This window comes from Rhodococcoides sp. S146-33 (assembly GCF_059489205.1).
Genome location: NZ_JCAJWY010000003.1, coordinates 220587 through 235589, shown reverse-complemented (window position 1 = coordinate 235589; position 15003 = coordinate 220587). Strand labels below are relative to the sequence as shown.

Annotated in this window: 12 protein-coding genes; 1 reads left to right on the top strand and 11 read right to left on the bottom strand. The window is 65.3% G+C overall.

Annotation, left to right across the window (positions count from 1 at the left end; all coding sequences use genetic code 11):
- Positions 1-35: 35 nt before the first annotated feature.
- The 11 genes from AC5WEY_RS16785 to AC5WEY_RS16735 all read right to left on the bottom strand — a co-directional run bounded on the left by AC5WEY_RS16785 (position 36) and on the right by AC5WEY_RS16735 (position 12927).
- The gene (locus AC5WEY_RS16785; RefSeq protein ID WP_495646747.1) at positions 36-1670 is read right to left on the bottom strand and encodes a monocarboxylic acid transporter; all 1635 of its coding nucleotides are present in this window, start codon (positions 1668-1670) and stop codon (positions 36-38) included.
- A complete protein-coding gene (locus AC5WEY_RS16780) occupies positions 1667-1966 on the bottom strand; it encodes a DUF485 domain-containing protein (RefSeq protein ID WP_495646913.1) in 300 nt (99 codons plus the stop codon). Before AC5WEY_RS16780 ends, AC5WEY_RS16785 begins: the two co-directional genes overlap by 4 nt.
- A gap of 200 nt (positions 1967-2166) precedes the next feature.
- Positions 2167-3909: a sodium/solute symporter gene (locus AC5WEY_RS16775; protein ID WP_495646746.1), complete on the bottom strand. Its 1743-nt coding sequence runs from the start codon at positions 3907-3909 to the stop codon at positions 2167-2169.
- A gap of 7 nt (positions 3910-3916) precedes the next feature.
- The gene (locus AC5WEY_RS16770; RefSeq protein ID WP_495646912.1) at positions 3917-4222 is read right to left on the bottom strand and encodes a hypothetical protein; all 306 of its coding nucleotides are present in this window, start codon (positions 4220-4222) and stop codon (positions 3917-3919) included.
- 67 nt (positions 4223-4289) lie between these two features.
- The gene (locus AC5WEY_RS16765; RefSeq protein ID WP_495646745.1) at positions 4290-5090 is read right to left on the bottom strand and encodes a LytR/AlgR family response regulator transcription factor; all 801 of its coding nucleotides are present in this window, start codon (positions 5088-5090) and stop codon (positions 4290-4292) included.
- On the bottom strand, positions 5087-6259 hold the full coding sequence (locus tag AC5WEY_RS16760; protein ID WP_495646744.1) for a sensor histidine kinase: 1173 nt from the start codon (positions 6257-6259) through the stop codon (positions 5087-5089). The genes AC5WEY_RS16765 and AC5WEY_RS16760 overlap by 4 nt, the downstream gene beginning before the upstream one ends.
- A complete protein-coding gene (locus tag AC5WEY_RS16755) occupies positions 6256-7437 on the bottom strand; it encodes a lipase family protein (RefSeq protein WP_495646743.1) in 1182 nt (393 codons plus the stop codon). The genes AC5WEY_RS16760 and AC5WEY_RS16755 overlap by 4 nt, the downstream gene beginning before the upstream one ends.
- Positions 7438-7465: 28 nt before the next feature.
- Positions 7466-9094 carry a Na+/H+ antiporter gene (locus tag AC5WEY_RS16750; protein ID WP_495646742.1) on the bottom strand — a complete coding sequence of 543 codons (1629 nt, stop codon included), beginning with the start codon at positions 9092-9094 and terminating at the stop codon, positions 7466-7468.
- Positions 9095-9159: 65 nt separating this feature from the next.
- Positions 9160-9348, bottom strand: coding sequence for an antitoxin (locus AC5WEY_RS16745; protein ID WP_032377365.1), 189 nt, complete (start codon positions 9346-9348; stop codon positions 9160-9162).
- Positions 9349-9391: 43 nt separating this feature from the next.
- Positions 9392-11788 carry an HAD-IC family P-type ATPase gene (locus AC5WEY_RS16740; RefSeq protein WP_495646741.1) on the bottom strand — a complete coding sequence of 799 codons (2397 nt, stop codon included), beginning with the start codon at positions 11786-11788 and terminating at the stop codon, positions 9392-9394.
- 23 nt (positions 11789-11811) lie between these two features.
- Positions 11812-12927: an MBL fold metallo-hydrolase gene (locus AC5WEY_RS16735; RefSeq protein ID WP_495646740.1), complete on the bottom strand. Its 1116-nt coding sequence runs from the start codon at positions 12925-12927 to the stop codon at positions 11812-11814.
- A gap of 94 nt (positions 12928-13021) precedes the next feature.
- Between AC5WEY_RS16735 and htpG the strand changes: the two genes are divergently transcribed.
- Positions 13022-14947, top strand: a complete 1926-nt coding sequence (htpG, locus tag AC5WEY_RS16730) for a molecular chaperone HtpG (RefSeq protein WP_495646739.1) — start codon at positions 13022-13024, stop codon at positions 14945-14947.
- The last annotated feature ends 56 nt before the right edge of the window (positions 14948-15003 follow it).

Sequence of the window (15003 nt, the reverse complement as noted above, 5' to 3'; positions counted from 1 at the left end):
TCACACGGGCACTTCTCGACGCATCTACAGGTGTACTAGTGCGCGCTGGCCTTCTCCGCACCGATGCCAGTGAGGGAGCGAACCTCCATTTCGGCCTGCTTGTCGGTGTTCTCGGTGTCCTTCGAGATCAGGGTTCCGACGATGCCGAGGATGAATGCCAGCGGGATCGACACGATGCCCGGGTTGGACAGCGGGAACCAGGCGAAGTCCGAGCCGGGAACCATCGACGTCGGCGATCCGGAGACAGCCGGGGAGAAGATGATCAGCACGATCGTGGAGATCAGGCCGCCGTACATGCTGAACAGTGCGCCGGTGGTGGTGAAGCGACGCCAGAACAGCGAGTACAGGATGGTCGGCAGGTTCGCAGCCGCGGCGACGGCGAAGGCGAGGGCCACCAGGAAGGCGATGTTCTGCCCGTTGGCGAGGATGCCGAGGCCGATGGCCAGCAGACCGATGACGACGGCCGTGATGCGCGAGACCTTGACCTGCTTCTTGTCGTCGACCTTGCCCTTCTTGATGACGCTCGCGTAGATGTCGTGAGCGAACGACGCCGACGCGGTGATCGTCAATCCGGCGACGACGGCGAGGATGGTCGCGAAGGCGACCGCCGAGATGACACCGAGCAGAATGACGCCGCCGAGCTCGAAGGCCAACAGCGGAGCTGCGGAGTTCTGACCGCCGGCCGAGGCCAGGATGCGGTCGGGTCCGACGATCGCTGCGGCACCGTAGCCGAGCACCAGGGTGAACAGGTAGAACGCACCGATGAGCGCGATGGCCCACACGACGCTACGACGAGCTTCCTTGGCGGTGGGCACGGTGTAGAAGCGCATCAGCACGTGCGGCAGACCCGCGGTGCCGAGGACGAGTGCGATGCCGAGCGAGAGGAAGTTGATCTTCGAGGTGGCACTGCCGCCGTACTGGGCACCGGGCTCGATGACGTCTCGAGCTGCGACGGCCTCGTTGGCCGATCCGGCCACCATGGTCTGCGCGCTGCCGAGCAGTTCGGAAAAGTTCAGGCCGAACTTGGCGAGCACGAGCACCGTCATGAACGCGGCGCCGGCGATGAGCAGAACAGCCTTGATGATCTGCACCCAGGTGGTGCCCTTCATGCCGCCGATGAGCACGTACGCGATCATCAGCACACCGACGATGGCGATGACGATGGACTGCCCGGTGCGGTCGGAGATGTCGAGCAGCAGTGCGACGAGTCCGCCGGCACCTGCCATCTGTGCGAGCAGGTAGAACAGCGAGACGGTCAAGGTGGACAGCGCGGCCGCGGTGCGGACCGGGCCTTGCTTGAGCCGGAAGCTCAGCACGTCCGCCATGGTGAATTTTCCGGTGTTCCTGAGCAATTCGGCGACGAGGAGCAGCGCGACGAGCCAGGCCACCAGGAAGCCGATGGAGTACAGGAAGCCGTCGTAGCCGTAGACGGCGATGGCACCGGCGATACCGAGAAAGCTTGCCGCGGAGAGGTAGTCGCCGGCGATGGCGACGCCGTTCTGCGGCCCGGAGAATCCGCCGCCTGCGGTGAAGAACTCCGCGGAGGTCGCGTTCTTCTTCGATGCGCGAATGACGACGGCCATCGTGATGAGGACGAACGCGCCGAAGATGGCGATGTTGACGAGTGGTTCGCCCACGGTGGTGTCGGCGGCCTGGGCAAGAATGTTCACTGCTTCGCTCCCTGGGAAGTTTCCATCTCGGCGCGCAAGGCTGCGGCGCGAGGATCGAGTTCACGGTTGGCGAACTTCACATAGATGCCGGTGATGGCGAACGTCGTGACGAACTGCCCGAGGCCGAGGAGCAGGCCGACGTTGATGTTGCCCCACACCTTGGTCGACATGAAGTCGACTGCGTAGGTGCTCAGCAACACGTAGACGACGTACCAGACCAGGAAGAACCCGGCCATCGGGAACACGAAGCTACGCAGGCGGTGTCGGAGTTCCTGGAACTCCGGACTGGCCTGCATGTCTACGAACGCTTGCGCGTCCGGTGGCGAATTGGTTTCCGGTGCGGTCACCTGGGACTCCTGAAGTAGATGTGAGCTCTAGCTGATCCGGAACAGTAATGAGAGTCAGGTCACAAAATCAGGAGGTGGCCTCGATCACACGGCGGGCTGCGGGAGTGTGCGACGAGCGGTCGAGAATGGCAGTCGAGCGGCCCCTCTCGCTACAGTTCGCGCTCTCGGTCTTTACCCATGTCGAGGCCCTCGGGCAGGTGCAGTCGAGCGAAGATGCGGGAGATGTCCGACGGCACCGTTTTTCGGGTGGCGAGGCTGACGACGATCATCGCGGCGAAGGCGATGGGCACACTCACCGCGGCGGGGTAGCCGAGTATCGCTGCCGCCCAGCCGCCGAGGATGCCGTCGGAGACGGGGGTGACGACGGAGATCGACGCGGCCACGAGGGAGATCCCGCCGCCCAGGAACAGTCCGGTTGCCGCTCCTGCGGCGGTCAGTCCGCGCCACCAGATGCCCAGTACGAGCAGTGGGCACAGGGTGGAGGCCGCGACGGCGAACACGAGCCCGACGGTGCGTGAGAGGTCCAGTGAGACAACGCCGATCGACAGGGCGAGCGGTACGGCGCCGGCGAGTATCGCAGCGACACGGAAGTCGCGCACTTTGCCCGAGAGCACATCGGTACTCAACACCCCGGCGATGCTGACCAGCAGACCGGACGAGGTGGACAGGAACGCCGCGATGGCACCGGCGGCCACGAGCGCGGCAAGCAGCTGCCCCGGAATCCCGGACAGCACGGAGCCGGGCAACAGCAGTACCGCGGCGTCCGATGCCCCGGTGATGAGCAGTTGCGGTACGTAAAGGCGGGCGAACACGCCGAGCACCGTCGGGAACAGGTAGAACATGCCGAGGAGCGCCAGGACAGTCAGCGAGGTGAGTCGTGCGGCGCGGCCGTCCGGGTTGGTGTAGAACCGCACCAGCACGTGTGGCAGTCCGAGAGTTCCGAGGAACGTCGCCAGGATCAGCGAGTACACCTGATACAGCGGATGCCCGCCGCCCAGTCCCCCGCCGGGCATCGACCATGCGCGGTCGGTGGTCGGGGCTCCCGCCACCACCGGGACGGGCGAGCCTGCGTCGAGGGTGAGCAGGGTGCCGGATCCGAGCCGGTGTTCGCCCGCCGCCAGGCTCACTCGTCCGTCCACGCTCTCCTCGTCCAAGGTGCCTGCCACGGATACGACGATCGGCGAATCGACCTGAACCACAACGTCGGTGGTGATGTCGACAACGGTCTGTTCGGACACGGTCGGTGGGGCCGGGCTACCGACGCTACGGTCGTCGGCGAAGAAGTGCACGGCCAACACCAGGGCCGGGATCGCGATCGCGGTGAGCTTGAGCCAGTACTGGAACGCCTGCACGAACGTGATCGATCGCATTCCACCGCCGACCACATTGGCGATGACGATGAGCCCGACCGCCAGTGCCCCCACCCAGCCCGGCACTCCCAGGAGGATGTTCAGTGTCAGGCCCGCGCCCTGGAACTGCGGCACCAGATACAGCGCGCAGATGACCACCACCACCAGCATGGCCACGGTGCGTAACCATGGTGCACCGAGCCGGAACTCGACGAAATCCGGCACCGTGTACGCACCGCTCCGGCGCAGCGGCGCGGCGACGAACAACAGCAGACCCAGGTACCCCGCGGTGAAACCCACGGGATACCACAGTGCATCGGCACCGTACTTGGCGATGAGACCGGCGACACCGAGAAACGATGCAGCAGAAAGATATTCACCGCTGATGGCCGCGGCGTTCCACCGCGGCCCGACGGAACGCGACGCCACCAGAAAGTCCGACGTGGTGCGGGCCAACCGAACTCCGTAGACGCCTATGCCCACGGTGGCCGCAGCTGCGATGAGCAGCGCGATCACCGTGGCGACGGGAATGGATTGGTTCACCGACGCCCTAGTCCTCGACCAGACCGACGAACTCCGTCTCGTTGCGCTCGGCTCGGCGCACGTAGGCCCAGCCGACCCCGAAGAGCAGCGGATAGATCGCCACCCCCAGCACCAACCACGGCAACCCGACACCCAGCAGCGCGACATCGGTGAAACGCGCGAGCAGCAAGCCCGACAACGGAATTGCGAACAGAATCGACAGCGTCATCACCGCCAACCGCACCGACAACAACAGTTGCGCACGAACGAGACTACGAACCAGCGCGTCGCCCACCTCGGTTTGCTCCTGCACTTCGACGCGGGTGCGCACCATCCGTGCGCCGCGACGTTGCGAGAGCACGACACGCTGCCGATGCGGCTGACTCACGCCTCGACCCCGATCATCGCGACGACCACGATTGGAGTGGCCCGCGGACCAGCCTGTCCTTGAGCTCCCTCGCGTGCCTGCGGCTCACCGGCAACTCGCAGGCCGCCAGATCTCCACTTCCGCGCAAGCACACCACCAGACCCGATCCGACGCTGCGGATTCCCGTCACCAGTCGCAGCGAGACCAGATAGGAACGGTGCACCCTCAGGAATCCTGCTTCTGCCCAACGACTTTCGAGCGCCGAGATCGGTATCCGAACCAGGTGCGAACCGGTGGCGGTATGCAATCTGGCGTAGTCGCCGTCGGCCTCGACCCAGGCGACCGTGGAGCGGTGCACCAACGTGGTGGTTCCGCCGAGTTCGACCGGAATGACCTCGTCGGCCGAGGTGTCGGCGGTCTCCGTCGGACGACGGCGGGCAACCAGGACCCGCCGAACGGCCTCCGCGAGCCGATCCTCGCGCAGGGGCTTGAGCAGGTAGTCCACGGCACCCAGATCGTAGGCAGCCAGCGCCCGGTCGTCGTGGGCGGTGACGAACACGACGGCGGGTGGCCGAGCGAACGCGGACAGAATGCCGGCCAGCTCGAGTCCGTCGAGGCCGGGCATGTTGATGTCGAGGAACACGGCGTCGACAACGGACTGCCCCGAGGTCTGCTTGAGCTGCCGGAGCGCGGTGGTCGAGTCCTGTGCGGTGAAGACCTCGGCGACGGCATCCTGCTCGCGTAGCAGGAAGGCGAGCTCGTCCAGCGCGGGACGCTCGTCGTCCACCGCGAGCACGACCAGTCCGCGTCCGCCCGTGGTTCCGGCCTGCGTCATGCCCGCACACCCGGCCTGAATTTCGGCACGCGCATGCTCACCTTGGTGCCTGCGCCCGGTGCGGTGTCCACGACGAGACCGTAGTCGTTTCCGAAGGCCGCCCGCAGCCGATCGTCCACGTTCGCCAATCCGACATGGGCCGCGTCCTCGGTGTGCAGGCTGCCGGACCGCAGTACCTCGGGGTCCATTCCCACACCGTCGTCCTCGATACTGATCACCGCGTCGGTGCCCTCGTCGGCGGCGATGATCGTCACGCGGCCGCCGTCGGCCTTGCCGGACAGTCCGTGCCGAACGGCGTTCTCGACGAGCGGCTGCAGCGCGAGGAACGGCAGCGCGACGCCCAATACCTCGGGCGCGACCTGCAAAGAGACCTGCAAGGAATCACCGAAGCGAGCGCGCTCGAGCGTCAGGTACCGGTCGATGTTGCGAAGCTCGTCCGCGAGCACGGTGAATTCGCCGGCGTTGCGGAACGAGTATCGGGTGAAGTCGGCGAACTCGAGCACCAGTTCCCGGGCCCGATCGGGATCGGTGCGGACGAACGAGGCGATGGTTCCCAGTGCGTTGTAGATGAAGTGCGGGCTGATCTGTGCCCGGAGCGCCCGTACCTCGGCGCGGTCCAGCCGAGCCCTCGACGCATCGAGTTCGGCGAGCTCGATCTGCCCGCATGCGTAGCGTGCGACCTCGGCGATGGCACCGAGCACTCCCGGCCCCGGCTCGTCGACCATGGCCGCACCCAACACCCCGACCACCGGCGAATCGTCGACCACCAAAGGCTGCGCCACGAGCGCCTTCACCGGGTGGATCGAACCGAGCGGCAGGCGAACCAACACTCGGCGTTGCCCGTCCACGGCTCGTTTCGCCGCCTCGACGAAGGCCGGTGTCAGCTCCTCCCACGGACCGTCCCAGGCCAGCAGGGAACCGTCGGGATCGCAGATACCGAGCGCTTCCGCCCCGGTCAGCACCCGCAGATGGGGTGCCGCGACCGATGCCGAGCGGGCGTCGAGACCGTCACGCAGCGGCTTGGCCGCCAGCGAAGCGGTGTGCAGGGTGGAGTGCACGGCGCGTTCGGCCGGTGTGGTCAGATCGCGTCGACCACGCAGGCTGATGACGGCGATCACCGTGACGATCACCGCCACGATCACCGCCAGCCACGCCAGAGCAGCCGTCATCGCGCGCACGTGCTCGACGTCGGTACGTTCAGAAATCGTTCGACGAGCCAGTCGACTCCGGTGCCGTTGGCTGCCAACTCGGCGTGGCCCTGCTGCGGTTCGGACCTGAACTCGACGTCGTCGCCCATCGCGCAGGCCACCGCAACGGCAGCGCGAGTCCACTGCGGATCGATCAGGTCGTCGCGCTCGCCGACCAGCACGAACAGCGGAACTTCGGTACGGGACGTCGGCAACGACACCGATTCGAGCCAGTCCGTCATCCGGTTCGCTGCCTGCTCGGTGGCCGGGAGAGCATCGGCCGGATCGATGACGGCTCCGGCGTCCGCCTTGGAGAATCCGAGCAGATCGCTGCATGCCGTCAGTGCGGTCACGTTGTCGGCGAACGTGCCGCGGATGTAGTCCGAACGCTCGGCGCTCGGATCCGCGACGTGCAGCCCCTCGAACAGATACGGCAACAGCAGCTGACGCGCCAACGTCTGTTCGGTCTCGGGGGCGAGAATGCGAGTCAGATCGGCGGTGGGCGAAAGCGCCGCGGCACCCACCAACTGCAAGCCGTCGCCGTAGTCTGCGTTGTGCTCGGCAGCCGCCCAGACCGCTTGTCCACCTTGAGAAGTGCCCACTGCACCCCACCGGGTGCCGACGTCGGGCACCACGTTACGGGCCGCACGCACCGCGTCGATGACGTCGTACGCGGCTGCGTCTCGGTCGAGGTACGCCGGATCCCCCGGTGTCCCGAGGCCCTGGTAATCGGTCACCACCACCACGGTGCCGCGCTCGAGGAACGGCGTCACCAATCCGATGGTGCCCAACAGATTCGGATACAGCGAGGGTGCGCACTCGTCGGTGACGCCGGTGGTGCCGTGGCCCACCGACACGATCGGCCAGCCGCCGGGAGGCGCAGAACCCTTGGGCACGAACACCGTTGCCGACGTCTCGGTTCCGCCGCCGGTGACGCCGTCGGTGGTGCGGTACACGATCTTCGATGCCGTTCCGCCGAGATACGCGACGCCGATGTCGACTTGGCCAAGTTGCATGGACGACACGATCGAGCCACGTTCGGAGCCCTCGGGCGCAGTTGTCGGGGCCTGGACGGACGGTGCCGGTGGCACCACCGGCGTGCTGCAGGCGGACAGAGCGAATGCCAGTGCAGCGGCCGCCACCAACCCGCTCGACCTCACTGTCTCTGCGCTCCTACATTGTGTTCGTCTACGTCGCGCGTCGTTGGATGCGGGCCTCGGCCGCAATCTCTTCCACGTCCAGACCATTCAACACTGCCCGTAGAGCTTCGTCCTCCAACTCCCCCGAGTCGCGGGCCGCTATGAGGGCCGCTCGTTGCGCGACCAGCACGTTGTGACGCAACGAATCGAACAGCGCGCCGGCCGCAGCGATTCGCTCCTCCCGATCCTCGGTCTCCTCCGCGTCCAACCGAGCCCGCACCGAACGGCGAACACGCGAGATCACCTCGGCCACCCGCTCACGGTCCACTCCGGCGATACCGTCCTTCGCAGCACGCTCGAGGTAGGTCTCCGCCGCAGTGCGAGCGATGGCCTGCGAGAGCAGCCGCTGATTGGCGGTGCGCTGCTGCTCGAGTGGATCGGCGACGTCGAGTCGGCGGATCAGCAGCGGCAGCGTCAGGCCCTGCAACAGCAACGTCCCGACCGCAACGACGAACGCCACGGCCTGGATCACTGCGCGACCGGGGAATTCGTCCCCCACCACCGTCGTCAGCGGCACACCGGCGGCTGCAGCAAGCGTCACCACTCCGCGCATCCCGGCCCAGGACAGCACCAGGTTCTGCTGCCAGGTCAGACCGGTCTCGGGAGGTGTTTTTCGCCGAAAAAGTCTGCGCAGCAACACGTCCCGACCGGAATTGGCGAAGATCCAGGCCGGACGAACGGCCATGACCACCAGCAACACCACCAGTGCGTACGCAAAAACGTGATGGACCGGCAATCCCTCGCGCTGCACTTCCCGGATCACGAACTTCAGCTGTAAACCCATGTAGGCGAACACAAAAGCCTCGAGGAGCAGATCCAGCGTCGGCCACACCTGGCGTTCCTGGACCCGAGTGGCGACCGAGACGTCGGCGGTGACGCGGCCCAACACGAAGCCGGCGGTGACAACAGCAAGGACGCCGGACGCGTGGATTTCCTCCGCCGCCAGATAGGCCGCGAACGGCAGCACGAGACCGAGCACGGTCTCGAGGGCCGAGTCGGCGATGCGCTTGCGGACGAACCGGACGATGCGCGAGAGGACCAGACCGACCAGCACGCCACCGACGATCTCGTAGGCGAAGAACAACACCGGCGAACCCAGTTCGATGCGGCTACCCGTCACCGACGCCACGGCCAGGGTGAACAGGGTCAATGCGGCCGCGTCGTTCACCAGGCTCTCGCCGGTGAGGATGGCCATCATTCTCGCGGGCAGGCCGAGCTTGCGGCCGACGGCGATGGCCGACACCGCGTCGGGTGGGGCGACGACAGCACCGAGCACCAGGGCCGCACCGAGAGTCAGTTCCGGAATGAGCAGATTTGCGAACCAGCCGACGGCGACCGTCGTCACGACCACCATGACCAGGCCGAGCCGGAGGATCTGGCCGAGGTTCCGCCGGAAGGTGACGAACGAGTAATCGAGCGCGGCCGAATACAGCAACGGCGGAAGCACCACGCCGAGGATCAGTTGCGGCGAGAGACTGACATGCGGAACGCCGGGAACGAACGACGCGATGGACCCGACGGTGACCAGAACGAGCGGGACCTGGAGGTCCAGACGCTTGGCGAAACCGGCGACGGCGATCGCGAAGATGACTACGAGAAGAAGAATCGGTCCGTCCACCCCGACGATTGTGCCGTCAGCCGCACCCTACGGCGCGACCGACGGCAGCGACAGCCCGATTCGCTCTACTTGTCCGGAATTGCCTTCTTGGCTGCTTCCTGGACCTTGTCGATCTTGTCGGAGTACTTGCCGCCGGTCTTGTTGTCGATGAAGTCCCCCGCCTTCTCGACCACATCGTCGATCTTGTCCGAGTTCTCGGCCGCAAGGTCCTTGCCCTTGTCGACGATGCCCTTCAGATTGTCTGCGAAGCCCATGACTTACTCCTACCTCTCGGGGTGCAACCGAACACCTGGCAGCTTACGTTTTGTACTGCCTGTTGCGTAGTACCGATCCGAACCGGTGGGCGACCTCGACGAGCACGATGCCGATGCCGCCGATGATCAGTGCACCGGTGGTCGCTCCGACGTTCGACGGGTCGAGTTTGAAGAAGGTACGGCAGAACGGAATTGCGAACAGCAGCAGGTAGCCGCCGACCGATCCGGCGAGCAGCAGTATCTTCCACCAGTTGTAGGGCCGTGCGACGACGGCCAACACCCACAGCGCGATCATGATCAGCGTGATCAGCGCAGTCGTACTGGCCTGTGTCACCTGAGCCTCGGTGGCATTCGGTCCCGCGTACACCAGCAGATAAGAGACGAACGTGCACGAGCCGACGATCAGTCCGGACGGGACGGCCAGCCGCATCACCCGGGAGACGAACCCGCTGCGCGCGCGCTCGTTGTTGGGGGCGAGCGAGAGCACGAAGGCCGGAATGCCGATGGTGAACCAGGCCGCGATCGTCACGTGCCGCGGCAGGAAGGGGTAGGGAATGGGCTCGAAATGGAAGATCTGCGACAGCACGCCGGAGAGCCCGATGAGAAACGCCAGCAGCACCGAGTACACGGTCTTGGTGAGGAACAGGTTGGAGACGCGCTCGATATTGCCGATGACGCGTCGTCCCTCCCCCACGACGTAAGGCAGTGTGGCGAACTTGTTGTCCAACAACACGATCTGCGCGACGGCTCGCGTCGCCGCACTTCCCGAACCCATCGACACGCCGATATCGGCGTCCTTGAGGGCCAGCACGTCGTTGACGCCGTCGCCGGTCATCGCGACCGTGTGACCACGAGATTGCAACGCGCCGACCATCGCCCGCTTCTGATCGGGCCGAACGCGGCCGAACGTAGTGGAATTCGCGAGTGTGTCGGCCAGCTTCTCCGAGTCCTCGGGCAGCTCTCGCGCGTCGATCGGAGCGTCACCGCCGGGGAGTCCGAGCGAGCCGGCGACCGCACCGACCGAAACGGCATTGTCACCGGAAATGACCTTGACCTGCACATGCTGACTTGCGAAGTACTCCAACGTCTCTCGGGCATCCTCGCGCACCTTCTGCTCGAGAATCACCAACGCTCGCGGGGTGACGACACCGGGCGCGGCCGGATCGTCGACGGGGGCGTCGCTGCTGGCCAGCAGCAATACCCGCAGACCCTTGGATCCGGCGGATTCGGCCTGTCGGGCCGTCTCCGAGTTCGGGTCCAACAACACGTCCGGGGCACCGAGCAACCAGTTCCCGTGCTCCCCATACGACAGACCGCTCCACTTCTTGGCCGAGGAGAACGGCGCCACGGCGCTCTGCGTCCACCCCGGTGCATCGGGATAGGCCTCACCCACGGCCTGCACACTGGCATTGGGCCGCGGATCGTCGTGCGCCAGGGACGCGAGAGCCTGTGTGACGGAATCGGAGTCGCGCTCGTCTGCGAGCACCAACTCGGACAGGCGCATGCCGTTCTCGGTGAGGGTGCCGGTCTTGTCGGCGCACACCACGTCGACGCGCGCGAGTCCTTCGATCGCCGGCAGCTCCTGCACCAGGCATTGCCGTTGACCGAGCCGGATCACACCCACCGCGAACGCGATGGACGTCATCAGCACCAGGCCCTCGGGAACCATCGGAACGAGCGCGGCCACCATGCCGCCCAGGGCCGGCCGCAAAGCCTGACCGCTGGAGAACAATTGGTTGTAGATGATCAGCGCGCCTGCCGGAATCATCAGGTACGTGATGAATTTCAGGATCTTGTCGATACCGCTACGCAGCTCGGACTTGACCAGGGTGAACTTACTGGCTTCCTCGGCGAGCTTGGCCGCGTAGGCGTCGCGACCCACCTTCGTCGCGCGATATGCCCCACAACCCGAGACCACGAAGCTGCCCGAAAGCACCTGCGCTGCATGAAGTTTGTGCACCGTATCGGCTTCACCGGTGAGCAACGACTCGTCGATCTCCAGGCTCGCGGTCTCGATCACCTCGCCGTCGACGACGATCTGATCACCGGGCCCCAGTTCGACGATGTCGCCGAGAACTACCTCGTCCGGCGGAATCTGCTGCGAGATACCGTCACGTCGTACCTGTGGCTTGTTCTGACCGACGATCGCCAGCCGATCCAGCGTGCGCTTGGCGCGAACCTCCTGAATGATGCCGATGCCACTGTTCGCGACGATCAGCAGCCCGAACATACCGTCGATCACCGAGCCCGTGGAGAGCACGATGATCAACAGCACACCGAGAATCGCGTTGATACGAGTGAACACGTTGCCGCGGACGATGTCGCGAACCGACCGAGACGCGCGGGCCGGAACGTCGTTCGATTTTCCCTCGGACGTGAGCCTGGCGACGTCCGCCTGGGTCAGCCCGGTGTCACGCTGCGCGTCGGCGTCGATAGACATGCGTGCAGCCTAAACCCGGTCGGTCAGCCCAGCCGAGCCCACCAACGATCGTCGTGCAGCGTTCGCGTGCCGTCTATTCGTTGCCCCGGCATCGGCACCGCCACCTGTACCCCGACGTCCTGGGCAGCGGCATGCAGCCGCACGATCGGCTCGGACCACGGGTGAAAAGCCAGATTGAACGTCGCCCAGTGAATGGGCACGAAGATGCCCGACGCCGTCAAATCCACGTGCGCGTTCACCGCTTCCTCCGGATTCATGTGGATGTCCGGCCAGCGCACGTCGTAGGCACCCACTGGAAGAAGGGTCAGGTCGAACGGGCCGTAGTTGCTGCCGATCTCGGCGAACTTCGGTGTGTAGCCGGTGTCGCCGCCGAAGAAGACGCGGCGAACCGGACCGGCAAAGGCCCAGGACGCCCACTGCGTCGAATCGCGGGTCAGGCCACGGCCCGAGAAGTGCCGAGCTTCGGTGCAGGTGACGGTCAGGCCACCGATGTTCGTCTGCTCGTCCCAGTCCAACTCGATGATGCGTTCCTCGGGCACCCGCCACTTGCGCAGGTGCGCGCCGATTCCCAACGGCACGACGAACGGTGCCGACTGCGTGCTCGCCAACTTCTGCACCGTCGCCTTGTCGAGGTGGTCGTAATGATCATGGGAGATCACGATGGCGTCGACGCGCGGCAGGTCGATCAACTCGACCGGAGTCGGATGCAGCCGCGCGGGCCCCACCACAGTCGACGGCGACACGCGATTGCTCCACACCGGGTCGGCGAGAACGCGATAGCCGTCGACCTCGATGAGCACGCTCGAGTGGCCGTACCAGGTGACCGCAAGCTCACCCGCATCCACGGGAGCGATCGGCGGGGCCAGCGGGATCGGTCGCTGCGGCCGCCCCTTGCCGCGTTCGGTGACGAGCGAAACGAGCATGTTCTTCTCGCCCTTGTCGCCTCGTCCCGGCACGTAGCTCGAGCTGGGGTCCGAATTGTGGAACCGACGGTCGCGGTATCGCGGCGATCCGGCGGCGTACGGGGTGATGTGTACGCGTCGGGCACCGATGGCCGACGGAAGACCCCACAGCGCACGGGCCAACCATGCCCCGCTCAGTGCTGCCGTTGCTCCCAGTACGAGTTTCGTCTTCGTCACGGCCACCACAGTAGGCGGCGCCGACGTCTGCGCAGCTCACCCGTAGCCTTGCCGTAGAATATTCGCGTCGGTTTTGCTGCTAGAAGGGGAGACATTGAGTACCGAACAGCTCGAATTCCAGGCGGAGACGCGTCAGCTCCTGGATCTGATGGTGCACTCCATCTACTCCAACAAGGACAGCTTTCTCCGTGAACTGATCTCGAACTCCTCGGACGCGCTGGACAAGCTGCGCCTGGAGTCGTACCGCAACAAGGACCTGGACGTCGACGTCTCGGATCTGCACATCGAGATCGATATCGACTCCGCCGCCCGCACCCTCACCATCCGCGACAACGGCATCGGCATGTCCCGGTCCGAGGTGATCGACCTGATCGGCACGCTCGCCAAGTCCGGCACCGCCGAGGTGCGCAAGAAGCTCAAGGAAGCCAAGGATGCAGCTGCGTCCGAGGAACTGATCGGCCAGTTCGGCATCGGCTTCTATTCCACGTTCATGGTGGCCGAGAAGGTCACGCTGCTCACCCGCAAAGCCGGCGAGAGCACTGCCACCAAGTGGGAGTCCACCGGCGAGGGCACCTACGAGATCACCGACGTCGACGACGCCCCGCAGGGCTCCTCGGTGACATTGGCCCTCAAGCCGGCCGACGAGGAGGACCACCTCCACGACTACGCGTCCGAGCGCAAGATCAAGGAACTGGTCAAGAAGTACTCCGACTTCATCGCCTGGCCCATTCGCATCGACGTCGAAAAGCGCGTCAAGAGTGAGGAAGAGGGCGGCGAGGACACGGTCACGATCGAGACCGAGACGATCAACTCGCAGAAGGCGCTGTGGACCCGCTCCAAGGACGAGGTGTCCGAGGAGGAGTACAAGGAGTTCTACAAGCACGTCAGCCACGCCTGGGACGAGCCGCTCGAGGTCATTCCATTCAAGGCCGAGGGCACGTTCGAATACCAAGCGCTGCTGTTCATTCCGTCGCAGGCACCGTTCGACCTCTTCATGCGCGAGAGCAAGGCCGGCGTGCACCTGTACGTCAAGCGCGTGTTCATCATGGACGACTCGCAAGAACTGCTGCCCGAGTACCTGCGCTTCGTCAAGGGTGTCGTCGACGCAGCAGACCTCTCGCTCAACGTCTCTCGCGAGATCCTGCAGCAGGATCGGCAGATCCGCGCGATCCGCCGACGCCTCACCAAGAAGGTGCTCTCGACGGTCAAGGAGCTGCGGAGCGAGCAGCCCGACAAGTACAAGACGCTGTGGTCGCAGTTCGGCACGGTCCTCAAGGAGGGACTGATCTCCGACAACGACAACCGCGAAACCCTCTTGGGCATCGCGTCGTTCGCGTCCACCAACTCCGAGGAGGGCGTGACCACCCTCGCCGAGTACGTCGACCGGATGAAGGACGGCCAGCAGCAGATCTACTACATGACGGGCGAATCCCGTCAGCAGATCGAGAGCTCGCCGCACATGGAGGCCTTCAAGGCTCGCGGGCTCGAGGTGCTCCTCCTCACCGATTCGGTCGACGAGGTGTGGGTCGGCAACGTCACCGAATTCGACGGAAAGTCGTTCCAGTCCATCGCCAAGGGCGAGGTGGACCTCGACACCGAGGAGGAGAAGAAGGAGTCCGAGGCCAAGCGCGAGGAGCAGGACAAGGAATTCGCAGACCTGCTCACCTGGCTCACCGAAACCCTCGGCGAGGACGTGAAGGAGGTACGTCTGTCGACACGACTGACGACGTCACCGGCCTGCGTCGTCGGCGACGAATTCAGCTTCTCTCCGCAGCTCGAGAAGATGTACAAGGCGTCGGGACAGTTCGTGCCGACCTCCAAGCGCATCCTCGAACTCAACCCCACCCATGATCTGGTGACGGGATTGAAGAAGGCGCGTGAAGATCGCAGTGACGACCCGCACCTCGCCGAGACCGCCGAATTGCTTTACGCAACGGCACTTCTCGCCGAGGGTACGGATCTGAAGGATCCGGCGAAGTTCTCCAAGCTCCTCGCCGATCGGTTGACCCGCACGGTGTAAGGGCTTCGCCCGTCGTGCGCGTTTTGCGCCCCTGTGGGTACGCAAAACGCGCACGT

What these genes read in the sequence shown, in the direction of transcription:
- AC5WEY_RS16780 (WP_495646913.1), bottom strand. Translation starts at nt 1,966, where the DNA reads ATGCAGGCCAGTCCGGAGTTCCAGGAACTCCGACACCGCCTGCGTAGC.
- AC5WEY_RS16770 (WP_495646912.1), bottom strand. Translation starts at nt 4,222, where the DNA reads ATGGTGCGCACCCGCGTCGAAGTGCAGGAGCAAACCGAGGTGGGCGAC.
- AC5WEY_RS16765 (WP_495646745.1), bottom strand. Translation starts at nt 5,090, where the DNA reads ATGACGCAGGCCGGAACCACGGGCGGACGCGGACTGGTCGTGCTCGCG.
- AC5WEY_RS16760 (WP_495646744.1), bottom strand. Translation starts at nt 6,259, where the DNA reads ATGACGGCTGCTCTGGCGTGGCTGGCGGTGATCGTGGCGGTGATCGTC.
- AC5WEY_RS16745 (WP_032377365.1), bottom strand. Translation starts at nt 9,348, where the DNA reads ATGGGCTTCGCAGACAATCTGAAGGGCATCGTCGACAAGGGCAAGGAC.
- AC5WEY_RS16740 (WP_495646741.1), bottom strand. Translation starts at nt 11,788, where the DNA reads ATGTCTATCGACGCCGACGCGCAGCGTGACACCGGGCTGACCCAGGCG.